The sequence below is a fragment of the Chitinophaga filiformis genome, assembly GCF_023100805.1.
GTDB classification, from domain to species: domain Bacteria; phylum Bacteroidota; class Bacteroidia; order Chitinophagales; family Chitinophagaceae; genus Chitinophaga; species Chitinophaga filiformis_B.
On the sequence record NZ_CP095855.1, the window covers coordinates 4,802,191 to 4,827,988 of the forward strand.

The 25,798-nt window shown below is 48.4% G+C and carries 18 protein-coding genes; 5 read left to right on the forward strand and 13 right to left on the reverse strand.

Going from position 1 to position 25,798, the window contains the following annotated elements; genetic code table 11:
• Positions 1 to 275: 275 nt before the first annotated feature.
• Positions 276 to 575: a hypothetical protein gene (locus MYF79_RS18780; RefSeq protein ID WP_247809182.1), complete on the reverse strand. Its 300-nt coding sequence runs from the start codon at positions 573 to 575 to the stop codon at positions 276 to 278.
• 175 nt (positions 576 to 750) lie between these two features.
• Here MYF79_RS18780 and MYF79_RS18785 point away from each other — a divergent pair, with 175 nt between their 5' ends.
• A complete protein-coding gene (locus MYF79_RS18785; protein ID WP_247809183.1) occupies positions 751 to 1,206 on the forward strand; it encodes a PepSY-like domain-containing protein in 456 nt (151 codons plus the stop codon).
• Between the two features lie 253 nt (positions 1,207 to 1,459).
• Here MYF79_RS18785 and MYF79_RS18790 read toward each other — a convergent pair whose 3' ends face one another.
• Together MYF79_RS18790 and MYF79_RS18795 are read right to left on the reverse strand one after the other, a co-directional pair.
• Positions 1,460 to 2,185 carry a LytR/AlgR family response regulator transcription factor gene (locus tag MYF79_RS18790; RefSeq protein ID WP_247809184.1) on the reverse strand — a complete coding sequence of 242 codons (726 nt, stop codon included), beginning with the start codon at positions 2,183 to 2,185 and terminating at the stop codon, positions 1,460 to 1,462.
• Positions 2,182 to 3,243, reverse strand: a complete 1,062-nt coding sequence (locus tag MYF79_RS18795; RefSeq protein ID WP_247809185.1) for a sensor histidine kinase — start codon at positions 3,241 to 3,243, stop codon at positions 2,182 to 2,184. The genes MYF79_RS18790 and MYF79_RS18795 overlap by 4 nt, the downstream gene beginning before the upstream one ends.
• A 264-nt stretch (positions 3,244 to 3,507) precedes the next feature.
• Here MYF79_RS18795 and MYF79_RS18800 point away from each other — a divergent pair, with 264 nt between their 5' ends.
• Positions 3,508 to 4,536, forward strand: a complete 1,029-nt coding sequence (locus tag MYF79_RS18800) for a hypothetical protein (RefSeq protein ID WP_247809186.1) — start codon at positions 3,508 to 3,510, stop codon at positions 4,534 to 4,536.
• Between the two features lie 24 nt (positions 4,537 to 4,560).
• A complete protein-coding gene (locus MYF79_RS18805; RefSeq protein ID WP_247809187.1) occupies positions 4,561 to 4,791 on the forward strand; it encodes a hypothetical protein in 231 nt (76 codons plus the stop codon).
• Here MYF79_RS18805 and MYF79_RS18810 read toward each other — a convergent pair.
• Genes MYF79_RS18810 through MYF79_RS18830 form a run of 5 tightly spaced genes read right to left on the reverse strand, consistent with a single transcriptional unit; the run spans position 4,766 to position 13,947 of the window.
• Positions 4,766 to 5,788 (reverse strand): arabinan endo-1,5-alpha-L-arabinosidase, encoded by a 1,023-nt coding sequence (locus tag MYF79_RS18810; protein ID WP_247809188.1) that lies wholly within the window; start codon positions 5,786 to 5,788, stop codon positions 4,766 to 4,768. The two genes, MYF79_RS18805 and MYF79_RS18810, sit on opposite strands and share 26 nt — an antisense overlap.
• A 21-nt stretch (positions 5,789 to 5,809) precedes the next feature.
• Complete coding sequence (locus MYF79_RS18815; RefSeq protein ID WP_247809189.1) at positions 5,810 to 7,786, reverse strand: alpha-L-arabinofuranosidase C-terminal domain-containing protein; 1,977 nt, start codon at positions 7,784 to 7,786, stop codon at positions 5,810 to 5,812.
• Between the two features lie 27 nt (positions 7,787 to 7,813).
• A complete protein-coding gene (locus MYF79_RS18820) occupies positions 7,814 to 9,298 on the reverse strand; it encodes an arabinan endo-1,5-alpha-L-arabinosidase (RefSeq protein WP_247809190.1) in 1,485 nt (494 codons plus the stop codon).
• 14 nt (positions 9,299 to 9,312) lie between these two features.
• Entirely contained in the window at positions 9,313 to 10,875 is a 1,563-nt protein-coding gene (locus tag MYF79_RS18825; RefSeq protein WP_247809191.1) for a RagB/SusD family nutrient uptake outer membrane protein, read from the reverse strand.
• An 18-nt stretch (positions 10,876 to 10,893) separates the two neighbouring features.
• Complete coding sequence (locus tag MYF79_RS18830) at positions 10,894 to 13,947, reverse strand: SusC/RagA family TonB-linked outer membrane protein (RefSeq protein WP_247809192.1); 3,054 nt, start codon at positions 13,945 to 13,947, stop codon at positions 10,894 to 10,896.
• A 243-nt stretch (positions 13,948 to 14,190) separates the two neighbouring features.
• On the opposite strand from MYF79_RS18830, the gene MYF79_RS18835 reads away from it, so the two are divergent.
• Together MYF79_RS18835 and MYF79_RS18840 are read left to right on the forward strand one after the other, a co-directional pair.
• On the forward strand, positions 14,191 to 17,454 hold the full coding sequence (locus tag MYF79_RS18835; RefSeq protein WP_247809193.1) for a two-component regulator propeller domain-containing protein: 3,264 nt from the start codon (positions 14,191 to 14,193) through the stop codon (positions 17,452 to 17,454).
• A gap of 79 nt (positions 17,455 to 17,533) precedes the next feature.
• Positions 17,534 to 18,310, forward strand: coding sequence for a response regulator (locus tag MYF79_RS18840; RefSeq protein ID WP_247809194.1), 777 nt, complete (start codon positions 17,534 to 17,536; stop codon positions 18,308 to 18,310).
• Between the two features lie 269 nt (positions 18,311 to 18,579).
• Here MYF79_RS18840 and MYF79_RS18845 read toward each other — a convergent pair whose 3' ends face one another.
• The 5 genes from MYF79_RS18845 to MYF79_RS18865 all read right to left on the reverse strand — a co-directional run bounded on the left by MYF79_RS18845 (position 18,580) and on the right by MYF79_RS18865 (position 25,719).
• Positions 18,580 to 18,864 (reverse strand): hypothetical protein, encoded by a 285-nt coding sequence (locus MYF79_RS18845; RefSeq protein WP_247809195.1) that lies wholly within the window; start codon positions 18,862 to 18,864, stop codon positions 18,580 to 18,582.
• 419 nt (positions 18,865 to 19,283) lie between these two features.
• A complete protein-coding gene (locus MYF79_RS18850; protein WP_247809196.1) occupies positions 19,284 to 19,889 on the reverse strand; it encodes a hypothetical protein in 606 nt (201 codons plus the stop codon).
• 293 nt (positions 19,890 to 20,182) lie between these two features.
• The gene (locus MYF79_RS18855; RefSeq protein WP_247809197.1) at positions 20,183 to 21,475 is read right to left on the reverse strand and encodes a TolC family protein; all 1,293 of its coding nucleotides are present in this window, start codon (positions 21,473 to 21,475) and stop codon (positions 20,183 to 20,185) included.
• Between the two features lie 44 nt (positions 21,476 to 21,519).
• The gene (locus MYF79_RS18860) at positions 21,520 to 24,654 is read right to left on the reverse strand and encodes an efflux RND transporter permease subunit (RefSeq protein ID WP_247809198.1); all 3,135 of its coding nucleotides are present in this window, start codon (positions 24,652 to 24,654) and stop codon (positions 21,520 to 21,522) included.
• Positions 24,655 to 24,690: 36 nt separating this feature from the next.
• Entirely contained in the window at positions 24,691 to 25,719 is a 1,029-nt protein-coding gene (locus MYF79_RS18865; protein WP_247809199.1) for an efflux RND transporter periplasmic adaptor subunit, read from the reverse strand.
• Between the last annotated feature and the right edge of the window lie 79 nt (positions 25,720 to 25,798).

Here is a 25,798-nt window from a genome sequence, read left to right on the forward strand (position 1 = left end):
TCAGGTGGAGACCCAGGGGCCTTATCCCTTTGAGAGTGCCGATACGCTTGATGGGAGTTTAATGGGCAACCAACAGCCAAACACGATTGATAAAGCCAGATAGTAAGGACCTCGAAAAGGGATACAGCCCGGGGTCCCACCTGAAACCGCGACAAACGTAAAACCAAATAAAAAGACAAGAGAAAGATATCATTAAGCATGCCAGGCCGGCAGCATTCAAATATGGGGAAATGAAGTTTATTGCAACCGCGACTTACGACGGCAAACAGCAGGTATCAGGGAAACATCTCCTTCGTTTTACTGATAATCTCCTTGATACGCTTTGTAAAGGTATCACAGCACGGTTTGCTGTATTCATAGAGTACCAGCTCCCCCTCTTCAGACCTGGACTCAATATTCATCTCTACGATGTGATGAGGATGATGACTGCAGGTTTCATTGCCAAACTGATTGGTAAGATAAGCCGCAATCCGTTCTGCTTTCGAATTGTTGTACCTGTTAGGCAGATTCTGAATGTAGTCAGCCATAGTATTGTCCGGAACGAGCGTCCTTCTTATTGCACGGAACTGGATCATAACAGTGAAATTATTGATGGGGAAACGATGCTACAAAGGTACGGATAAGCGCAGAATCAAGCCCGGATATTAATTTTTCTCTCATATTTCAGGGAATCTGTCGTCGATATAACCGATTTTTTCCCGGATGCTGATACTTTCCGTAAATTTATGGCTTCATTTAAAAAGCAAGTTCATGAAACATCTTATTTTAATTCTTTTAATGGGAACTGCCCTCGGCTCCTATGCGCAGAAAACTGATCAGCCGGTAAGCGTACCAGCCGCAGTTACAAAGAGCTTCCAGCAACAGTATCCCAAGGCTACAGGTGTTAAATGGAAATTAAAGGACAACCAGTACAAGGCTGAATTTGAAAAACACGATGTCTGGTATGACGCCACAGGCAAGCTGGCAAAACAAAAGGAAGACATTAAGGACGCGGATCTGCCTGCTACCGTAAAACAGGCCGTTCAACAGCAGTTCGCCGGTTATAAGATACACGACGCCGACAAACATACTGCCGGAACCACCACCACCTACAAGCTGGAACTGAAGAAGGATACCGAGAAAAGAGACGTGACCTTCGCTGCAGATGGCAAAGTGTTGAAAAATGAGCTGGATAAAAAGGACGGTAAGAGTAAGAAGAAAGAATAACCATTCAGCGTATACATAAAAAGCAGCCGTTCCGGAACACCGGGCGGCTGCTTTTTTTATGTATAATACAGATCGCCGGGCTCAAAAAGGACAGCCGGGATAAACATCCCGGCCGTGATTAAACCTACAACTTTTAACTGTTATTCTAAACTTTACTGTCGCTAAGATCCTTTGTTTTGGTATTGCCTGTTAGCGGGAGCCGGCCGAAGCGGACAAAATACCGGCTGAAATGCCCATGAACGGCTTTGAGCGCCTATTCCTCCGGGTTCAGAGAGCCGCCTGAATATATCTTAAAGAAATCCCGCTTATACACCTCCCCTATTGGTATTTCCGACTCCCCTACATAGATATTGCGATGGTCGAATGAATCTACATAGTTTGTGTTCACGACGTACGACTTACTCACCCGTATAAAAAGATGCTGCGGCATCTTCTGATGGATGGTCTTCAGATTCATGGCCGTGATCAGCTTCTGATTGCCGGTATATATCACTACATAGTCTTTTAGTCCTTCAATAAACCTGACATCACTGAAGTTGAGCCTGTGAAACCGGCGATCCGACTTAATGATCAGGAAATCACCTGTATTCGACTGCACGATGTTCTTCTCTGTTTCATCAGAAAGTAACCTTTTATATGCCTCGGCTTTATTGATCGCCTTCTCCAACCGTGCTTTATCAATGGGCTTCAACAGGTAGTCGATAGCATCCAGCTCGTAACTTTTAAAAGCATATTGCGGGTAAGCCGTGGTGAAAACAGTCAGGAGCTGCTTCGGCAATTGTGCAGCAAATTCCAGTCCTGTCACCATCGGCATTTCGATATCCAGGAAAATAAGATCTGCCTCATTTGTTTTCAGGAAGTCCATTGCGGTAAGCGCGTTGGAGAATACGCCTGCAACTTCCACCTGGGAAACTTCTCTGATGAGTTCCTGCATTTCCTCTCTTGCCAGTGGTTCATCATCTACAATAACGCATCTCATAAAGGTATAGTTAATTTGACAGTATGTTCTTTATCCGTAGCCGCAATTTCAAGGTTATAATTATCATGGTACAACAATTCCAGCCTTCTTTTTATGTTAGCCAGTCCCAGCCCGCTATTCCTTCCGTCAGAAGGCCGGTATCCGGGGTCTTTTGAATTGGTACAGCTGAAGTGAAGCTTATCATCTTTGATCTCGATCCCGACGTTGACGTAAGATTCATGGCCACTGATATCTACGCTGTGCTTTACTGCATTTTCCAGGAAGGTGGTAAACAGGTTTGGCGGCAAAGATACCCAGTTGAGTATCCGCGAAGGCGTATCACTGCAGATGTCAATAGAAAGGTTATCTCTCCTGAGCTTCTCCAGTGCCAGGAAGTTAGACAGGAAATTGATTTCTGAGCGCAGCGACGTCTTTTCCGCATTATTCTCATACAACTGGTAACGGAGGAACTCAGATAACTTCATGATCACGAGCGTAGCTTTCTCAGGGTCTTTTCGTATCAGGGCTTTGATACCATTCAGCATATTGAAGAGAAAATGAGGATTGATCTGGTTCTTCAGTTCGTTCAGTTCCATCGTCAATGTAAGATTGCTCAACTCAGCCATCCGCTCATTGTCTCTCATCCATCGCTGAAAGAGCTTTACCATCGTAGTAACAAGTACAACAGCGATCAATATGATCGTTCCTTCATAAATGCCTAATTTGTCATTGCTGTTTTGAATGGTGTCCAAATGGGACGCGGCATCGAAGTAACGCAATAAGCGGGACATTGCCATCCTGCCAACTATGACCACTGTCAACAGAAGCGCCAGATAAAGTATATACCTACCCCGGAAGAAAAACTGCGGCACCAGCACATTCATATTGACATAGCACATAAGTATCAAAAAAACAGACACACATATTAATCTAAAGTACCTGTCTTCCCCCGACCCCTGAATTTCATTGGTAAAGGAGATCATCGTCAGGATCCCAAACACCACCATTGCGTGCCGCAACAACCTGTACCGGTCATCAATGATCAGCCGTATGATCGTATCGTCATGCTTATGCTTCATAGTACCTTTTAAAAGTTCAACACAGTTCAAATATAAAGCGATTATATCCGCCGAGGGAGGGAAATTATACGAAACAGCTTCCCTGGTCTACCAAATTTTACCGCCGGAAGATTTAGTATAAAATGTAATCCGTTTTGTATAAAAACGAAAGAGCGGTTTTGCATTATCCCTTCCTTTGTACTGCAATATTCAATAGCTACGCTACGCCGGCTATTGATTGCAGCCAACTTCTCCTCATCTATAAACCGGACTTAAATATCGCATATGGACATTAAACAGAAATTAGTAACATCAGTATCAGGTATACTGATCTTGTCGGTAGAATGTTTTTCGCAGAACAGAGACAATATGCAAACGGGAAGACAGGATAGCCTCAATATGTCTAAGCGGGTGGAAACTTATGCCGCCGACAAGTTTGCCGTTACCCGCCCTCTGAATGTGGAGTTTATTTACACAACACCGTACAAATTCACTTCAGAACAACTGGGAAAAGCCTTGCCGGAAAGCAAAGTGACGGGGTTCACACAGTTGAAACTGAGTGCCAACTACAACTTTATAAAAATGAAGTCCTGGATGCTGGGTGCCTCTGCGGGTTACAGGCGAACAGCCATTGAAGCAGATATCACTCCACTTGCAGGAAGTATTAAAAACCTTAACGATGAGTTCCATTATATTTATTCATCTGTCAACTTCACCTATTTCTCAAAGCTATTCAACAAACGGACCATTTATACTTCCAGCCTGGTGGTAGATGGTAGTGAGCGATATCTCGAAAGGGTAAAGGGATTACTCACAGCCTCCATGATCCTGAAGGCCGACCAGCGTACTAGGTTGATCGTCGGGATGCTCGTCAATATTGATCCGAGCGCACAGGCGCCTGTTATGCCGACCATTGCTTATGAGCATAAATTCAGTAATGGCTTCACTGCAGATGTGGCCTTCCCCAGGTACCTGTACCTCAGGAAACTGCTACATACGAATGGAAGGTTGTCGTTCGGTACAGAGATCGACAGGACCTCTTTCTACCTGTATAATTCAGACAGTACATCTCAGAACCAGAGATACGAGTACCGGCAAATGGATCTTAATTCAGGATTCTTGTATGAACATATTCTGACAAAGTATCTTTTGCTAACCGTAAAAACGGGTATGAAAATGACGCCTTCGGGGAGGGTTTTCAGGAAGGAAGATTCATTTGGCGATTTTGTATATAAGAACACTCCCGACCCCGCTTTCTATTTTAATATAGGCATATCGTTCAATCCATTCACATTGCTGGGAGCGAAACAATAAGATATCATCAATCCTGTTATGCTCATGGTAAAAGTTTTTAAGACAGACGTGCTATATGCAGATGAAGTGAGGCGTATTATCACCGATATGCTGCGAAGAGACCCGGCGCTGAAGGTAACCTTCGACCTGGAAGATGAAGATAAGATCATGCGGATAGAAGGAGATTGCTTTAAGGCAGAAGATGTATTTCTCTGCCTTAAAGCACAGGGGCATTCCTGTATCGAATTACCTATTGACCTGCACCTAATTGGATAGGTACGGGCCAGCCGGAAGGATCCCATGTTATTTCTTCCAGCAGCAGCTTGGAACGTCCCCTGTCATGCGCATCATATCCATGCAGGAGCAGATAGTCTTTGCCGGTATCGCTGAATACGGCGTTATGTCCGGCGCCATACCAGTTAACACCATCACCCTGTGTTACCAAACTGCCCCCATCCAATTGTAAGGGTACGCCCTGCCTGTCCAGGTAGGGCCCCTGTACTTTTTCACTTCTTCCCACCACCACCTTATAAGTACTTTTCTCTGCACGGCAACAGTAGTCGTGCGATACAAACAAATAATAGTATTTCCCTTTCCTGAAAATGAACGGCGCCTCTATTGCCGCATTGCCCGCAGCTGTATCGGGAGTAGCGAAATCCCTCGGTCTGCTGGCAATGGTATACCATTCCTCCGGCTCGCCCGGCCTTAGCAGGTCCTTTTCCATTTTCACCAGCTTGATGCCCTCCCAGAAAGACCCAAAAGACAACCAGGGTGTTCCTCCTTCATCAAAAATAAGATTGGGATCAATGGCATTCCACATGTCACGCCCGGGAACTGATTGTATCACTTTCCCTTTGTCTTCCCACCTGTAATCAGGCGATGCCGGGTCTAAGGTTTTATTGACCGCAAGCCCTATACAGGAGGTATTTTTACCGAATGCAGAAACCGCATAGTACAGGTAATACCGCCCATTATAAAAGCTGATATCCGGCGCCCATATATGCCCTTTAAAACCCGGAACAGCTTTAACAGCCCACTCCGGAGGCCTGTCGAATACCGGCGCCTCTTTACGCCAGTGCTGCTTGTCCCGTGAAGTGAAAATGCTGATGCCGTTGCCTGTGCAGAACAGGTAATAAGTATCCTTCTCCCTGATCATCACAGGGTCATGTACCGGTGTGTTGCGGGTAGTAAATTCCGTTCCTGTGGACACAGTCTGTGCCCACAGGTGGAATGTCCCCATTAGTATCAACCAAAGAAAGAATGTACGTTTCACTATCGGATAATTTTTATCAAACTATAAACGCACTCTCAGCACACTTAGCGAACGCGGCGCAAGCTGCAGGGGGAAGCGCTTCCCGGGTATGCTCATCTCCATCTCTTTAGGCGATACCCTCCCCGGTTGTTCAAAGCTGTTGACAGTATTCACATCATCATGCTGCAGCACTGTCAGCCTGGCCCGCACGGCAGGTTTTGCATCCAGCTGTACGGTATAGCCCTGTTCTTTATCCGATACGTTCACCAGTTTGATGATCAGCTCATGGCTTTTCTCATCCAGTGCAGCAGTGGCATAGAGGCTATCCAGCCCTGCTATGACATCATTGTGCATATGCACCGGCACAACTGCCGTTCCCTTATTTAGTGAGAACAATTGCTGCACATAATAATTCGGCGTGCCATAAGACCGCAGGTTGTCTACCCATATCAGGTCGGGCGTCCATTGCCAGCCGTCTGCATGAGCAAATAAGGGCGCATATGAGGCCATGTTCACCACGGCGGCATTCCTTTCCAGGCCAGTCATGAAGGCGGCCTCAGATAGCGCTGTAAGCCAGTTGTTCTTGTTGTGGATACTGACTGTCTTGTCACTTTGCGCAGCATACTCTCCTGCAAATACTTTTGAACCATTCCGCGGGTAGTTGTCATAACGCCGGGCATTCTGCAGGAACCATTGTGGCGGACGATAATAATGTTCATCAATAATATCGGCATGCATATCGCGCAGCGCTTTGTTCAGGTAGTCGAAACGTTCTCCCTCGGGATCTGTTCCGGAACTGTTCACTAGCCTGATGTCAGGGTACCTTTCCCTGATAGCTTTCGTGAAGCGTTGCAGTCGCTCGACATACTGCGGGCCCCAGTTCTCATTGCCTATACCCAGCAGCTTCAGCTGAAACGGCGCCGGATGCCCCATATGCGCGCGGACCTTGCCCCATGTACTGGTCGTATCGCCGTTGGCAAATTCAATAAGATCAAGGGCATCCTGGATATACGGATCCAGTTCATCGAGTGGTACCAGCTCGGCGGAGTTGAACTGGCAGGCCATGCCACAGTTGAGGATAGGCAGTGGCTCAGCACCGATATCTTCCGCCAGCTGGAAGTATTCGAAGAACCCCAGTCCGAAGGTCTGGAAATAATCCGGCGTAGGACGGTGTGCAAACTCAAAGTTCCAGCGATTGATGATCAGTTGCCGTTCCTCTACCGGCCCGATGGTCTTTTTCCATTGATAACGTTGTGAAAGGTCAAATCCTTCTACAATACAGCCGCCAGGGAAACGGATAAAGCCGGGTTTCATATCCGCCAGCTGCTGTATCATGTCAGCCCGCATACCGCCCGGGCGTCTTTTCCAGGTATCTTCCGGAAACAGGGAGATCATATCCAGGTCAATCGTTCCATTGCCTTCCAGCCATAACTGCAGCGATGCTTTCGCCTCCGTTTCCGTAGCATGGAAACTTACTGCTTCCTTATGCCATGCAGTGTCCTGCTGTGAGGGCGTCAGTATCGTATCGCCAATCACTTTGCCGTTGGCGTTCAGCAACTGCACATGCAGCCTGATACCTGGCTGTTGCTGCCTGTAGTATACCGAGAAATCATAACGCAGTCCCTGTTTAATGCCTATGCCGCGGAAGCCTTCATTCCTCAGCCCTGCTTCGCCTGCTACTGTGTTCCTGACAGTGGCCCGCAGGAAGCGCGGATTGGCCGTATGGACAGGTGTTCTGTTCAGGATCAGCAGGTCGCCTTCCTTTACCTTTTCACCGCTCACTGTCCATCCCATCAGGGGCCGGAAGAACTCAAAGGAACGGTTCTTCACCAGCTCTGCATAGATACCACCATCTGCTCCCATGTTAATGTCTTCGAAGAACACGCCCCACATCGTTGGCGCTATTTTCGCCGTGATCGTCCTGGTCTCAATATTGATGACATTGTTATTTTGTGCTTTTGTAATACCCGGCAACAACAACAATCCAAGTGCGAGTACCTTTACTACCTTATTTTTCATTAGCTCCTTTATCTTTTGTTGAGATCATTACTTACTTTTTTTACCCCAAATGGCCACACCGTCATTATTCAGCCCCGTGAATACCAGGCCGGATGTCCTCTTCTCCCAGTCGCGGCCGCGCTGTACCAGTACCTTATCCGTATACCCGTTGCTCCAGCGCATTTCCAGCCAGGGAGCATTGTATACCCATTTGCTGGCGGCATCATTGTTCAATGTGCCATTGGCCGATATAGTGAGGGGGACAGACACCTGGAAATCGGGCGACACCTGTTCATTACCATACCCCGGTACTACACGATAACCGAGTATGATCTGCTCCCAGCTACCGGTGATACTGTCCACCGGCACAGAGGCATTGTCTTCCCAGGCGTAACGCTCCGGCGATACGACCGGCCAGCCGTCTGTGGTCCAGAATAATTTCCGCACGTGGAGGTCCATGAAGTATTTGTTGATGCCCGGCCGTCCCTGATGTGCCATATAGTATTGTCCACTCCCATCGTCAAACACCGTGCAATGCGATACGCCCTGCCAGCCACTATGACCGCTGAACTGGTAGGGGGCCGTGATCATGGGGCCATGGTCTGTATCGGTATTGGCATCAGCGCCTTTAAAATCGTAGAAAGGACCGTCGGGCCTGTCGCCACGCATTACACGGGTATTGTACTTTGTTTCCAGCCAGTCGTACGCGATGAACAGGAAGTATTTCTGCTGCACCGCATTATACACCACTTCTGCGCCCTCGATATTGCCGTTATACTTTCCACTTGTGAACCCGCGATTGGCAATACGCTTTCCTTTATCATTGCTGTTCAGCGCCAGCCCTGTTGCAGGGTCCAGCTTAACGACATAAATACCATCCCATGCAGAGCCATAATACATCCAGTGCTCTCCGGAAGGTGTTACAAGCACACTCGGATCAATGGCATTTGTCTGGATCGAGTTGTCATTCAATGAAGTCACCACCAGGCCCTTCTCCGTCCAGGACCCTTCGGGCGATGAAGCCGTTGCCAGCCCGATCACGCTGAGGCGTCCGAGATTGGAAGCCAGGGAATAATACAGGCGGTATTCATTGCCCACTTTCACCACACTGGGCGCCCACAGACTGTTATTGGGCGTACCACCCTTCTGTTGTATAAAGGAAGCTCCCTGGGATGGTAGCTTATCAAATACCCATCCCACAAAGGTCCATTCAACCAGGTCTTTGGATTTACGCACCTGTATACCAGGCCTTACGGAAATGCCGAAACCAACATCTGTACTGTAGCAGTAGTAGTAACTGCCGTATTTCCTGATAACAGGGTCATGTACGTTATACGGTCCCCATTTGGGATAATAAACAAAGGGAGCCACATCATCGTATGTATCATTGATACTGTTGATGTCAAAGCTGACAGGCGGCGGCTCTAAGATAGAGGTATCCCTGGTGGCAGGCGAAGTTGCATCTTTCTTACTGCAGGAAACTAAGCCTGCCATCAGCAAAAGCAGTACTGCCCCTGAACGAAAATGGATCATATGCTGCTTTTACTTTAGTAAGATGAGTTCTGTTTGAACCCGGGATTATTATCTATCTCTCCCTGTGGAATAGGATATAGTTCTTTACCGGCTTTATAGTTGTTGAACTCCGGATCGCGGGCTTTCAGCATAGCCAGTTTGTTTTCATCTTCCAACCATCCCCAGCGGCGTATATCGTCGAAACGGTGACCTTCCAGGCAGAATTCCAGCAGGCGTTCGTGCGATAGCTGATCGCGCATCTGCGCCTGTGTCATTACTGCCATTGCAGCGGTGATATCGGGTAGCTTTGCACGTGTTCTTACCTGCTGAATGTAAGGTGCTGCCAGGGCGGTCTGCGACTGCTCATTGAGACATTCTGCATACATCAGCAGGATGTCGGAATACCGCATCAGTCTTTCATTAATGCCCGACTTCCAGTCATATTCATTAGGCTTATTCCCGTCTCCATTTTCATATTTTCTACAGAAGATGTCATTGAGATAGGAGCTGTTGGCATATACCTGCGCAAATGGCTGCCCATAGATCATCTCACCAGGTTTGTTATAGAAGATGGTCGCATCCAGTCGCGGATCGGTTGCACCATCTACTGTCTTCTCCTGCATAAATTCATTGAACACTGCCATCGTTGGCTGTACGTCGGTCCATCCGAAATTCGGCGCACCATAAGTGATTGCCCGCGCGGAGGTCTTGGCCCAGGTAGAAGTGGGAATACCCTGCCATCCCAGATCGGTACCTCCAACGGTCGTGGAGAACTGTACCTCGAAGATGGACTCTGCGTTGTTCTCTTTGCTCTCTGTAAAATTGTCTTTATAATCAGGCATCAGCGAATAGACACCCAGGTCTATTACTTTTTTAAACTGTTCTGCTGCTTCCGGATACTTTTTATTGAACAGGTAGGCTTTGCCCAGGTAGCCCATGGCAGCGCCTTTGGTAGCCCTGCCTACCTGGTTGGCGTCTGCGCCGTTCACATCTTTGTAGGAAACCGGCAAAAGATCGGCTGCTGCTTTAAAATCAGAGATGATCTGCTGCCAGCCGTCCGCCGCCGTCATCTGTTTACCGTAGAAATCTGCCTTTGACTGCGGAGACCTGGTAGGCAATGCCACATTCCCAAACAGGTTCACCAGGTGAAAGAAATACAAGCCTCTCAGGAAATATGCCTGCCCAAGCACGCGGTTCTTCTGATCTTCGGCCATATTGATGGCGGGCACATTGTCGAGCACCTGGTTACAGCGGAATATGCCTTCATAGTATTCGTCGAAAGCCCATCCATAACCATCCGCATTGCCGGTACCCAACGCAAATTTACCCACGCCTGAAATGGCGGTCCAGGGACTATTGCTCCTGATATCATCCCCCCGTACATCCAACAGTATCGGTGTAAAGCGCATATAGGCGCCGTCGAGCAATAAGGGTGCATATGCCGCATTGATACCCTGAATGGCATCATTGCCTGTTTGCCAGAAGCTTGCGGAAGTCTGTGCATTCGGATTTACCTGGTCCAGCTTTTTGCCACAGCCGGCAGCAAGTATGCTGGCAGCGGTAAGGGTAAGAATATAATGAGATATAGTACGTTTCATTGTAATGCTGTTTAAAGATTAAAGGCCTAACTGTACACCAAACATCACTGTTCTCGGGTTCGGGAAGGAGCCATAGTCAAAGCCCCTGTTGAACAAACCGTCGCTGATGAAATCCGGGTCATAGCCTTTGTATTTGGTGATGGTAACCAGGTTCAATCCTGAGAGATAAACACGCAGGCTTCTGAACACATGTGTCCTGTTGAGGGTGGACTCGGGAATAGTGTACCCGATCTGCGCATTCTGCAGTTTTACATAAGAGCCGCTCTGCACAAAACGGTCTGAGAACCTGCTGTTATTGATATCGTTGATCAGTGGTCTTGGTACATTGGTATTGGTGTGTGCAGGCGTCCAGTAATTCAGTTCGTCAATATGCGCGTTACCATACTGGCCGGCCATCAACGCTGCATACACGCCGTTGTTCACCTTACTGCCCATATTGCCCTGCCAGAAGAAAGACAGATCGAAGTTTTTATAGGAGGCAGATACGTTCAGTCCATAGTAGAACTTAGGGATCACGGAACCCAGGTATGTCCTGTCTGCATCAGTAATGGCGCCATTACCGTCTATATCCTTGTATTTGATATCGCCGGGTTTAATACCGCCCGACTGATCCTGGGTGGCATGTTTGGCAATTTCATCCTGGCTCTGGAAGATGCCTTCTGTCTGGTAGCCGAACAGTTCCCCTACTTCGCGGCCTACTTCTGTTTTGCTGCCGGCCCCATACACCGGGTTGTTCTTGCCACCGAGTTTCTCCACCTTGTTCCTCAGCGTATAGGCATTGGCATTGATAGAATAATTCAATGCACCGATGTTGTCCTTATAGGTCAGCGTGAGCTCAATACCGCTGTTCTTCAGCGATGCGGCATTGGTAGTGAGCGTCTGCGGGAAAGAACCCACAGAATAAGGGATAGGGATAGCGGTAATGATGTCTTTTGAAAGACGGTTATAATATTCTGCCGTAAAGGACAATTTCTCTTTAAAGAGGCCCAGGTCCAACGCTACGTTGGTGGTAGTGGTAGACTCCCATTTCAGCGTAGGGTCTGTTACAGACACAGTAGTGGAACCGGTGGCCAGTTGCTCGCCAAACAGGTAGTTGGTGGTATTGTTGATATACGACTGGTAGTCATACCAGCCCAGGGAGGTCTGGTTACCCAATACACCATAACCGCCTCTCAGTTTCAGGCTGCTGATGAAGGAAGGCAGCTTCATGAATTTCTCATTACTGATATTCCAGGCGGCAGCAAAACCGGCGAAATTACCGTACCTGTTGGCTGGCGCAAACTTGGAGGAACCATCGCGTCTGAAGTTGGCCGTCAGCAGGTAACGATCATCATAATTGTAATTGATCCTTCCCAGCATAGAGTACAGCGCGGCGGTACCTTTCCAGCTGGTCACACCTTTCGCACCAGCCCTGGCTACGGCGCCAAAGGTCCTGAAGTTCAGGTCCGCAGTATCCTGCGCGGTGGCAGACATCCATTCGTTCTTATCTTCCTGGTAGGTCATACCACCCAGGAGGTCAATTTTATGTTTGCCTTTCTGCAGCTGGTAGGTCAATGTATGTTCCAGCAGGCTTGTCTTTGCATGACCATACTGCAGGTACATGTAGTATTGTGTATTGAGATAGTAGTATCCCATATCGAAACGCGGCTCAAAGTGGGCGTTCTCATAGTCGGTCCTGTCAAAGCTGGCATTGATCCTGTATTTCAGGTTCTTTACTATTTCCAGTTCGCCCCAGGCATTTCCCAGGAAGCGGTTACGGTCGCTGTAATCATTTACCAGGTTATTGATCCCTACTACATTGGCAGAGATGGCCCTGTTCTTTACCTGATCGCTGCCACCGTATCCACCCAGGCGGGAAGGATCATATACCGGCATGGTAGGAATGGCTGTCAGCATACTGGTCACTACCCCTCCGAACACCGCGTGCCCGTTGGTAGCGCCATAATTGCCCTTGTGCGATTGAGTATAGGCAGCCTTCACGCCATAGCTGAAACGACCTTTTTTGCCCTGCAGATTGCTGTTCAGGGTATAGCGGTCGTATTTCTGCGGCCCTACCTGTGTACCTGTCTGATTGAAATAGCCCAGGGACGCATTGTAGGAGATGTTCTCTGTTCCACCCGAAAGGCCCACATTATGGTCTTGTATCACCCCACGTTTCAGGCCTTCTTTCTGCCAGTCTGTATTGATGTTGGATACGTATGAAGGGTTGGTCGGATCGTTGGCAGGTGCCAGGGAAAGTCCGGCGTTGGTTTCAGCCGCCGATACGATCTGCTGGTATTGGGCCCTGTCGGTCAGCGGTATCTTCCTGGCCACTTCCTGTACGCCCGCATAACTGCTCACATTTACCCTTACCGGACCTTGTTTTCCTTTCCTGGTGGTGATGATGATCACGCCTGTTGCCGCCCTGGAACCATAGATGGCGGCCGCTGAGGCGTCTTTCAGTACCTGAATGCTCTCAATATCGTTGGGAGAGAAATCGTAAGGCGCGTCTACCGGCACGCCATCTATTACAAACAGGGGACTGTTATTTCCGAAGGTGGTCGTACCACGGATCTTGATCTGCACAAAACCACCGGGTTCCCCGGAGCCATGCACGCTGATACCGGCCGCCTGTCCCTGTAACATTTTTGCCACGTCGTAAGACACGTTCTTTTTTGCTTCTGACACATTCACCAATGCCACGGAGCCTGTGAGGTCTTTTTTCTTTACCGTACCATACCCTACTACCACCACGTCGTTCAGGTTCCGGTACGACTTTTCCAGTCTTACGGACAGCAGTTCATCGCCCTTCAACAGGATCTCCTTATTCTCAAAACCGATACTGCTAATGGTAGCGATGGTCCCTTCTTCCGCTTCAATGGTAAAATTTCCTGATATATCAGTCACTGTCCCTGCCCCGCCCTTCACACTGACGCTGGCGCCAATAACAGGCTCGTTTTCGCGGGAGATGACCGTTCCACGGTATTTTTTTCTGACGGTTTGCCGGGCGGATACCGGCTCAATAAGCAGCAACAGCGCGCAGGCGAGTATAGGGAATACGCTGCTGTTTAGCAAGATGCGGATCAGTTTCATAAACGTGTAATTATTAGTAATTCAAATAAAACTCATATATATGTCCGGAAAATCTTGCCCGGAACATTTTAAATAGTTACTTTTATTAGTGTGACAGTAACAATTAAACCTACTGTCTCCTTTTTCCGGCCTGTGATCTGGAATATTGGTATGAAGTTGCGATTATTAGTTTTCTTTGGCTCTACAAACTGTATCAAAACTTCAGCAAATCATCTCATTTTCGATTTTACGTTATGAAACGCTATGTGTAAACCGCGTTATAGTGAACAGGGACAATGGCATTCCACACCACGTTTTTATTTTCAGATACGCCTATGGCTGCTGATCTGTCTTCTTGCTGGTGGTACAGGACGCGCATCCGGACAATTGTACTATTTCCGGCACTACCAGGTTGAGAATGGCCTGTCGAACAATGCCGTCATCTGCAGCCTGCAGGACAGCAGAGGTTTTATGTGGTTCGGCACCAAAGACGGACTGAACCGCTTTGACGGTTATACCTTCAAGGTTTTCCGTCACAATCCTAAAGACAGCAGCAGCATTGGCAGCAACTTTATCCATGCCCTCTACGAAGGTCCTGACGGTACCCTTTGGGTGGGCACGGAAAACGGCCTCTATAGTTATAACAATTCAACTGAAAGTTTTCTTTTTATGGGCCTGGCACCCCGGGGGCAAATAAGGGCTATTCAGGGAGACAGTACAGGCAATATCTGGTTCGTATCCGGCTTTTCCCTGTTCCGGTACCACCCTGCCAGGCGCCAGTTGCAATATTTCAGTACCGACAGTTTCTTTGAGGTCAGTTCCCTTTGCCTCTCTCCCGATGGCAACATCTGGGCTGCCACAATCGATGGCTACCTGCAGCAATATGATGCCCATACCGGCACCTTCAGGGCTTACGATATGTTCAGTCATTCGAAACCGCCGGTCTCCCGCTGGATAGAGAAAATAAGCAGCACCCGGGACGGCAGCATACTGGTGGGTACGGCCAACCAGGGCGTTAAACGGTTTAATATCGCGTCCGGCGCCTATGCTGATATCCTGGCCTACAACGATGACCGTACCGATATCTTTGTCCGCAATTTCCTGCAGACAGCCGATCATGAATACTGGATCGCTACCGAGACAGGCATCTTCATTTATAACACGCTTACAGGGAAAGCAAAGAACCTCCGTAAGATGTACAATGATCCCTATTCTATTTCCGACAACGCGGTATATACCTTCTGCCGCGACAAGGAAGGCGGCATCTGGGCAGGCACCTATTTTGGCGGCGTTAACTACTATCCCACACAATACACGCCTTTCAGGAAATATTTCCCTAAAACAGGCGAAAACTCCCTCAGCGGGAACGTGGTTCGCGAGATCCATGCCGACAGGTATAACAATCTCTGGATCGGCACCGAAGACGCAGGGCTGAACCGGCTGGATCCGGCTACACAAACGTTCACACATTTCCAGCCGGGTGGTGCGGCTGGCAGTATATCCTATACCAATATCCACGGTCTGCTGCTGGATGGCGATGAACTCTGGCTCGGTACTTTCGAGCATGGCCTGGATGTACTGAATACCCGCACGGGAAAGGTGACCCGGCGCTTCAATATGCAATCCGGCCTGAGCGCCCTACAGAGCAATTTTATCTACTGTATATACCACCCTCCCGGAGGCCCCATTATGCTGGGTACTACCAGGGGCGCCTATCAGTATGACAAAAGCCGGAACGATTTCGCGCTGTTTACCGGTCTCCCGCTCGTGAACTGGTATTCCTGTCTCCTGCAGGACAGGTCGGGCGTATTCTGGGCAGGTACTTACGGCAGTGGTATTCATTTCTATGATCCCGCTACAGGTAAAAAAGGGAATTTCCGCTATGCCGAAAACGATACAACAAGCCTGAGCAGTGATCGTATCAACAGCATCTTTGAAGATACCAAAGGTCAGCTCTGGTTTGCTACAGAAGGAGGTCTTTGCAGGTATAACAGGGCCCGGAATAATTTTACGCGGTACACTACGGAAAACGGGTTCCCCAGCAATTTTATGCTCAGTATACTGGAAGACAAACAAGCCAATCTCTGGATCAGCACCTCCCGCGGATTGAGCTGTTTCAACCCACGGAACGGCATTGTAAAGACCTACACGAGGGCAAACGGTCTGCTGAGCGACCAGTTCAACTTCAATTCCGCCTACAAGGATGCCTCAGGGCGTATGTATTTCGGCAGCGGGAAAGGGTTCATCAGTTTCAATCCTGACGAATTTGTACAGAACACCTATGTTGGTCCCGTTTACATCACCGGTTTCCAGGTCAACAACCGCGAGCTGCCCATCGCGGCAAAAGGCTCGCCCTTACAAAGATCTGTTACCTCTACCGGCAGGATCGTACTGAACTATCACCAGTCTACCTTCAGCATTGACTTTGCCCTGCTGAGTTATACGGCGCCCGAGATAGCGGAATATGCCTATAAGATGGAAAACCTGGATAAGAACTGGACCTACCTGAAGACCAACCGCAAGGCTTATTTCACGGAACTGGCGCCAGGCACTTATACCTTCAGGGTGAAGGCCCGCAACAGTGGTGGCGTATGGCCTGCAACGGCAACCACGCTTATTATCGAGATCATGCCACCCTGGTGGCGTAGCTGGTGGGCGCTGGTATTGTATGCGGTACTGGCTACCTGCATCATCTGGTACATTATCCGGAACTATCATCAACGCATTGAAGCAAAGAACCGGCGGAAGATCGAACTGTTCGAAGCGGCGAAAGAGAAAGAAGTGTTTAAGGCCAAGATCGAGTTCTTTACAAACGTAGCGCACGAGATCAAAACACCGCTGACACTCATTAAAGCGCCATTAGAGAAAGTGATCAGGAAAGCCGGCCATATCCCGGAAATTAAAGACAGCCTCGCCATCATGGAGCGCAACACTAACAGGTTGGTAGGCCTCACAGGCCAGCTGCTGGACTTCCGGCAAACAGAATTGAATGGTTACTCCCTCAGTTTTGTCAAAGCCAATATCCCCGATCTGCTGGAAGAGATGTACACAGGGTTTAAAACACTGGCCGAACAAAGGCAGCTGGAACTTTCACTTGAGCGGCCGGCGGAACTATACGCCTATGTAGATATCGAGGCCTTCAATAAAATACTCAGTAACCTCATCGGCAATGCTGTAAAATACGCTGCTACCATGGCCGGCATACGTCTGCACATTTCTCCTGACGATGATAATTATTTCATCATAGAGGTTAGCAATGATGGTCATCTCATACCTGAAGAAATGAAGGAAAAGATATTCGAGCCATTCTTCCGGCTCAAGGAAACGGAGATGCAGAAAGGTACGGGAATAGGCCTGGCGCTTTCACGGTCTCTCGCGGTGTTACATAAAGGGACGCTAACCTTACAAACAGGCCATCAACAGCTGAATGTGTTCGTGTTGCGAGTGCCGGTACACCAGGAGATAGAGTTCAACCTGCAACCCGGCAGGACGAATAAATCAGTCACCGCCACAAACCAAACGCCATGACACTATGCTTTGTGTTTGTACTGCATATACACGGAACAATCAACATCAATAAATCATTCACCACTACAAACCAGATAGCATGAAACCACTGTTACTACTCGTTGACGATAATGAAGAAATCCTGGCCTTCCTTGGGGAAGAACTCAGTGAAAAATATACGATGCTGACCGCGCAAAACGGGAAGCAGGCTTTAGCTTTGTTGGGTACCGAGCCGGTACAGCTGGTTATCAGTGATGTGATGATGCCGGTGATGGATGGCTTTGAGCTATGCCGCCTTATTAAGTCTACATTTGATTATTGTCATATTCCGGTTGTTCTGCTGACGGCTAAGAATACGCTGCAGGCTAAAATAGCGGGGTTGGAACTGGGCGCAGATGCCTATGTTGACAAGCCCTTCTCGACCGAGTTCCTGATGGCGCAGATCGCTTCACTCCTGGCCAACCGTTCCAAGATCAAAGACTACTTCGCACATTCTCCGCTTGCGAATATCAACACCATAGCCTCCACCCGGCCGGATGAATTGTTCCTGGAGCAGCTGACGGCTATTATTCACGACAACCTGGAAGATGCCGACCTCGATATCGAAAAGCTTGCGCGGCTCATGAATATGAGCCGGCCGACATTGTACAGGAAGATCAAGTCTATTTCTGACCTTACGCCTAATGAACTGGTGAATGTAACCCGTCTGAAGAAGGCGGCGGTCTTGCTTGCGCAGGGCAGTCTCAAAATATATGAGGTGTCGGATATGGTGGGGTATCATTCCCAGACGAATTTCGGGAGGAATTTCCTGAAGCAGTTCGGTATGACGCCTTCGGAGTACCAGGCCTCAAAACAGGCTGAAAAACAAATGCGATAAAATTACCACGGACTAACATAACGGAATCATTCGCGTCAATAGGACCCCGTCAGGGGTCCTATTGTTTGTAGCGCGGGGTTTTCAACCCCGGGCGGTGTTTGTAGCCGGAGGGTTTCAATCTCGGGTCGGTATGTTACCACGGAATTTCAGCCCCGGGTCGATATAAATGCGATGAATTTATTTGTCCCTGGCGTCTTGCTGCTACTTCAGGCCGCTCAGGCGAGATCGATAAGTTTTGCAAAGGGATAAATAGTCGTCTGTCGATGAATTTATCCTTCTATCGTACACTCCAGGTGGTTCTTGTTTGCAAACGCCTGGTGCAGTGCCCTCATGGTGCGCTCATGCGCTTTCTTAATAGTAACCCGGCCTGTCTTCATGTTGTCAAGTATCTTGTCGCAATCTCCGCTGACATACAGCTTACCAGCGCATTTCCGGATCAGTTCAGCGCCCAGTAAATCGTTAGGCATGGTGTTCAGCCAACCATCATTTATCTTGGTGAAATCCAGCGTTGCCATGGCTGTCAGATCATCACTGGTCATCATGTCGAGCTCCATGGCTGTTGCGGTTCCATTATGACTCAGGTGATGACCTACTTTGTAGAAGACCGTATTTTCGAGGAAGTAGGAAATATCTTTCTTTACTGTTTACAGCTACTTATTATTACAAAAGTGATGGCCATATAGTCATGGAAGATTCCCTGATGACAAAATTCGATAGTCACGGCCGTTTTGCGTACACGAATGGGATCATGGCTTTAGGAAATCAGACCAGAGCCTCCTATTCCACATTTTCATACGTCAATAATACCGTGACCGAGAATGGAATGTCAGATGAAAGGTGAAAAGCGTTTCTATGTAAACAGATATTATATCCGTTAGTTAAGCCCATATCGCTTACGGATTTCCAGGTATATTGAACAGAGAAGGCGCCTCAATACGTTTGAGGCGTCTTCTCTGTTTACGACACATGCCATCTACTGTTTAACCAACCGCAATCTGCCTACCTGAACTATCAGGGTGTCTTCATTTCCCAGCTGTGCAAGAACCGCTTCATTGAATTGGTTGTTAATATCTTGCGATGAAGCAATACAAACCGAACGGCCGTTAGAGTGCTGCGTAAACATATAGGTTATACCAGGATATGTGAGATAGCCGGCTGATTCTTCTAAAATGGCATGTCTTTTCCCTTTGCGGTAATAGGTATTCATACCGTCACTCCAATACAAATAGGAATTAACATATTTGGTGATTAATGTACCTGATGATCCGCAATTGAGAACATCCGGAACCGGGCCCCAGGGACGTCCCAGGCCTTCATTGGTAACAGAATCTTTTGATAGCAGCACTATCAGTCCATTACTGTAGCTTATAATGTCATATGCCCGTGTATATGTCTTGTAGTCGAAGTAGGAATTACCTCCTTCCGGATCAACGTTCACGGTCCTGTATTTCTCGACAGAGTCCAAACCGGCCTTAAGATGGAATGTGACATTGTCCCATCTCCTTTCAAGTGCTCCATGTATAATCGTCGTATCGGTAATAACACCAGACTTTGTGTACAATTTTACAGAATCATACATAACAGCATTAGCACTGACATACAAGCCAGAAACTGGGTTTTCTTCTTTTCCTTTGCTACAGGCGGTAAAAAAGAGTGCAACTGAGCAAGCTGCATACATCATAGTACGAACAGAGGGCATTAGGGATATTATTTTTTATAATACAAATATATATAATATCCCCTAACCACTAAAAAAAACACCAGTGCAGGACTGCACCGGTGTATTGCTTAAACCTACAACTGTTATACTCTTGGTTTTGATCTCCGGGTAAGTATACCCCGGACCGCCGGTCAAAACGCAAAAGACTAATACTAAAACCGTGTCATACCTAATGTTTTATACAGGTTCGCTTCACTGATACGATAAGCTGTTTTTGCGTCAATGATATTGCTATACGCCTGCTGCCATATAGTTTGAGCCTCCAGCACATCCTGTCCTGTGATAGTTCCTGCCTTTAACCGGTCATTGCTCAATCTTAAATTCTCATCTGCCTGTTCCAGTGACGCGCCGGATAGCTCAATACGTTTAGCCGACTCATTCAGCTGCAAATATGCCTGCTGAACCTCCAGTGATATCTTTTCCTTTGTTTCCTGCAACTGATATTGCTGTGCGCTGATATTATGCTGCTGTTGCCTGATCTTCTGCTTTCGCTGTCCCCAGTCCAGTATTGGCATACTTACCTGCACGAGGCCGTAGTAGCTGGCAAATGCATTACTGGACGGATTGCCCAGGTTAATGCCCTGTTTCCCAAAACCAGCCAGACCTGCGCCGGTCAATCCGATAGTAGGCCTGAAATCTGCCTTCAACAGCCTGGCCTGTATCTGCTCTGCCTCGAGCGACTTTTGCAGGATCTTTATTTCGGGCCTGTTCGCTGTGATCTCTTCCATCGAGCGGTGGAGCGTTTCATTATTGAATTCACCCAATACGGAATCAGGAAGAACAAAGTCCGTGCTGTCGCCCAAGCCTGTTATCTGCGCCAGATTGAGCTTGGACAACACCCAGGTGTCATTCGCCCGGATAACATTCAGCTGATTGTTGTTCTGCTGTACCTTTACCTGCAGCAGATCATTCTTGTACGTGAGACCAGCTGTATAAGCGTTATTCAGTTCCTGGTACAAGCCATCCAGCTGCCGTGCATATTGTTCTGCCAGTCTTATCTTTTCCTTTGCGGCAACCACCTGCCAGTAGGCACTTTCGGCTGATAATAATACTTCTGCCGTTGTCAGCGCTTTCTGCTCTTCCGCTATTTCAATGCCTTTATCTGCCGCTGCTTTGCCTAACCTTATCTTACCACCTGCATAAATCGGCTGTGAAGCGCTCAGCATAGGGCTCACACCATATTCCGGTAAGAGTTTATTCAGCGGCGTACCGAAATAAAAGCCGGTCACCGAACCATCTACTGTCGGCTTATCTTTCGCCGACGCAATCGCCTTTTGCGCGCGGGCAGCACCTATCTTCTCCTGCGCAGCCTTCAGGTTATTATTCCTCGTCACTGCCAGCTGCCTTGTTTCTTCGAGCGTCAGTACCCGCTGTGCAGCCGCGTATTGCGACATGAACAGGACTGTGCTTACAAGCAGCGGTTTGATATATCGAACTATACTCATTTGCTTAAATAAAATTGAACGGTTTGAAAAGATGCCGCGTCCCTTTAGGCATGTGCAGGTTTGTACTGTACAGGATCGTCCGCATCTGCCTGAGGCATGTCCGGCATGTCAGGTACCGGTTTTATAAACTGACTGTACAGCACAGGCACCACGAAAAGTGTTAATATCATGGATACGATCAGGCCAAAGGCCAGTACACTACCCAGCGGCGCCCACATAGGCGACTTGCTGATGATCATCGGTACCACACCGACAGCAGCCGCAGATGAGGTGAGGAATATGGGACGCATCCTGCGCTTCGCCGCAGCCAGGGCGGCTGCTTTTAGTTTATAACCATGATCGTGCACCAGTTCATCCGCATAATCTACCAGGATAATACCGTTCCGCACCACAATGCCGATCAGGCTGATGATGCCCATAAACGCGGTCATACCGAGGGGATTGCCGGTGAGGTACAAGCCGGAGAAAGCTCCTAACAGGCTAAGCGGGAATGTGGCCAGGATGATCAGGGTCTTACCCAGGTTCCTGAACTGGAATAGCAAGGTCAGGAAGATGAGGATGAGACTTACACCGAGCGATACCATCATGGATGGCTGGTTATCTGCGGATGATTCTGCGTCGCCGCCATACGCTATGCGGATACCGGGCGGCAGTTTCAACTGGTCGATCAGTGGTTGCACTTCTTTCAGTATACGGGATGGCTTCTGCCCCATCTGTGCCTCTGATAATACGGAAAGTGTTCTCAGTCCATTCCTGTGCGCGATCATACCCGTATGCCACGAAGGCGTGAGCGCGGCAACTTCCTTCAGGGGGATCTTATCGCCGTAACGGGTGCTCACATGCAGGTTTTCGAGCGCCTGCGCATCTTTGCGGCTGGCAGAATCATAACGCAGGAAGATGTCGACCGGCTTATCGCCTTCCCACATTGTTGACAAGGCATATCCTTTCAAGCCGGCGCCCAGGGTCTGTGTGATGGCCTGGTTAGAAATGCCCAGGCGATTGGCCTTGTCCTCGTTGATCTGTAAACGGATACCAAAATACTCTTCCTCACAGTCTAGCCTTACCCAGTTCGTGCCTTTCGCCTGCTCCAGTATCTTTTTGACCTGGGCCGCTACTTTCTTCTGGTCATTTATATTGTCTCCTATCACGCGGACGGCGATGGGAGCGCCTTCCTGGAAACTTAACTGTTTCAGTTTGATATTGCCGTCGGCCAGGAAGCCCTTTAATGACTGCAGGTATTCATGTACCATCTCTTCACTTGCTTCGCTGCTGGTGGTGGTAATAAACACCTGCGCATAGTTCCTGCGGGGTGTTTCCGGTGCATAGGAGGTATGGAACCGGGGAGAGCTCATACCCATGAAACTGGTGATCTGCACCACGCGTTTGTCCTTTTTCAGTACCGCTTCCAGACGCTTTACCGCTTCTTCTGTTTGTTGCAGGGAAGATCCCGAAGGCAGCCATACTTCCATGTTAAACTGGTTACGTTCGCTGATGGGAAAAAACTCCGGATCTACCTTACCGGCAATGACAAGCGCCAGTAATACCGCTGCTATTCCACTCAGCATCGTTGACTTCGGCCAGCGGAAGCAAAGTTCCACTCCTTTGTCGAATACCTGTTGCAACCTGTCGAGCAGGTTCTTTTTCATAGGCCTGTCGCTCATCTTGTGTTTAAGTCCCTTTTTGATGAACACATAGCAGGTATAAGGCGTTAAGAGCAATGCTACCAGCATGGACGCGATCAATGCAATGGCAATCGTCACCGGCAGTGAGGCCATAAAGTCTTTTGCTATACCGTCCATAAAAAGCGCCAGTGGTGCAAAGGCAAAGATGATGGCGAGTGTGGCGGTAAAGATGGGCAGGGTCAATTGTTTAGCGGCCTGCCAGGCGGCCTGCCAGGGCGTGATCCCCTCATCCAGTTTCTCAATATAATTGTCTACGACTACGATGGCATTGTCTACCACCATCCCCAGCACAATGATCAGGGCTGCCAGCGTTACCTGGTGCAATTCCAGGCCCACGATATTCATGATACCAAAAGTGATCAGGATGGAGATAGGAGCCGCCACAGACGCTACCGCGGCAACACGGAACGGCAGCAGCAGCATCACAACAATGATCACAGATCCGATAGCCATACCAAATTCCACCATGAAATGGCTGATGCTTTCAGCGACTACTTCCGGTTGGTTCACGATCGTTGTGATCTTCACATCTTCCGGAAATGTGCGTTCTATCTCTTTGATCCTCTCTTCTACTTCCTTCCCGAACTGTACGATGTTACGCCCCGGCTGCATATCGATGGACAACACCATTGCCTTGTTCTCACCCATACGTACATAGGATGACTGTTCCTCGAAACGACGCTCAATAGTGGCCACATCTTTCAGTCGCACAATGGTGCCATCCGGCTTGTTAAAGATGATCTGGTTCGCAACGTCATTTTCCGTTTTATACCTGCTGTTGGTGTAAATGGGAACGATATAATCAGAAGCCATGCTAAGCTCCCCGGTATAACTTGTTACGTTCTGCTGCTGTAACACGCCTACCAGGCTGGCAATATCAAAACCGTACTGGCGCAATTTATCGTCGTTGACATTCAGGTACAGTTGCCGTTTCTGCACGCCGGAGCGGTTGATCTTCGACACTACTGGAATCGTCTTCAAACCATCTTCCAGTTTATCGAGATAGGACTCTATCTCTGCATAACTACGAATGGGAGAAGACACCCCGATGATCATAGCAGTCACATTACTGAAGTTGCTGTTCACGAAAGGGCCGATCACACCTGTGGGTAACTGTGGCCGCAACCTGGCGTCCATATCGAGTTGCAGTGTATGCCAGAACTTCTTCCGGTCCTTCACTTCAGTAAATATTTCTGTCGTAACAAAGGTTTGTCCCTCCCTGGTTTCGGATTTGGTACTACGCTTTTTTACTTCCTCGAAGGAAAAAAGATATTGCTCTATTTTTTTGGTTACTTCCTGTTCTACCTGTTTTTCATCGGCGCCCGGATAAAAGGCATAGACCAATGCAGTAGGCATATCTATCCTGGGATTTTCACTGCGGGGCATATTCAGTAGCGCAAATGCACCTATTACCAGCAACAGGCAGGTTACAACAATAACGACCTGCTTATGCTTCATCGCCGCTTCCAGGAAATGCATCTTTCTCGACTTACTCATCTGTTTCGAATGATTTAAATAGTAACTGAAATTAGCTTAGAACTGAATGTTGCTGCCGTCTTCAAGACGGGTCTGGCCTTCGGTGATGAGCCTGTCGCCTGCCTGCAATCCATCCCGGACTATCACTTCGTTATTGCCTGTAACAGCGGCAGCGGTGATGCGCCTGCGGATAGCTTTATGCTGGTCATCAGCTACAAATACATAGGTAATATCGTCGGCATCGTGCACGATAGCAGCGGCGGGTATCACGATCTTTTCCTGTGCCAGGCCTGTGTATACCAGCATTTCGGTAAGCATACCCGGTAACAGTTTCTCTGCTTTGTTGCTCAGTCTTACTTTTACGGCATAAGTCCTGGAACTGTTATCTGCCTGTGGATTGATGATGGTAACCTTACCCTTTAAGCTGTCGTTCAGCACAGGAATGATCACCAGCACCTCCTTCCCTACGGCCAGTTTGCTGATATCGCTTTCTGTAACAGGGGCTTTGGCATATACCTGGTCAGTCTTTAATATGGTGAAAGCAGGCACGCCCGGAGAGGCAGTAGCTCCTTTGTCGATCAGCTTAGCAGAGACAATACCGGTGTATGGTGCATAAAGTTTGGTATCGGCCAGTCGCTTAGCCGCAACGCGTACATTCGCTTCTGCCTGCGACAAGGCCGACCTGGCGGCTATATAGTCTCTTTCCGGCAAGCTGCCTTTATCGTGCAGTTCTTTCAGTCTTTTGAAATTATCGGCGGCCTGATCCTCTACAGCCTTCGCGCTCTGCAAAGCGCTGATATATTCTTCGGTTTCCACACTAGCCATCAGCTGGCCCTCCTTCACCTGTTGCCCTTCCTGGATATTGACAGCCGTGACTCTGCCCGCAACAGAAAAGCCAAGGGTAACTGTATTATCAGCTTCAATAGCCCCGGGATAATGCAATACTTCCGGTCTTGCGTCGGTTGTTATTTTTTTTACCGATACCTTTACAGCTTCCTGTTTCATACTTCCCGGCTGCTGATGGCCGCAGGAAGCCAGTACCGGCAAAGCCAGTACGAATGGAGCCCTTCCAAGAAAAAACTTCATGAGTATATATTTAGAAATTGCTATTCTCCTTTACCCGGAGTTAAATTGCTCGGGCAAAGTTGGGCATAAGTTCCCGCCG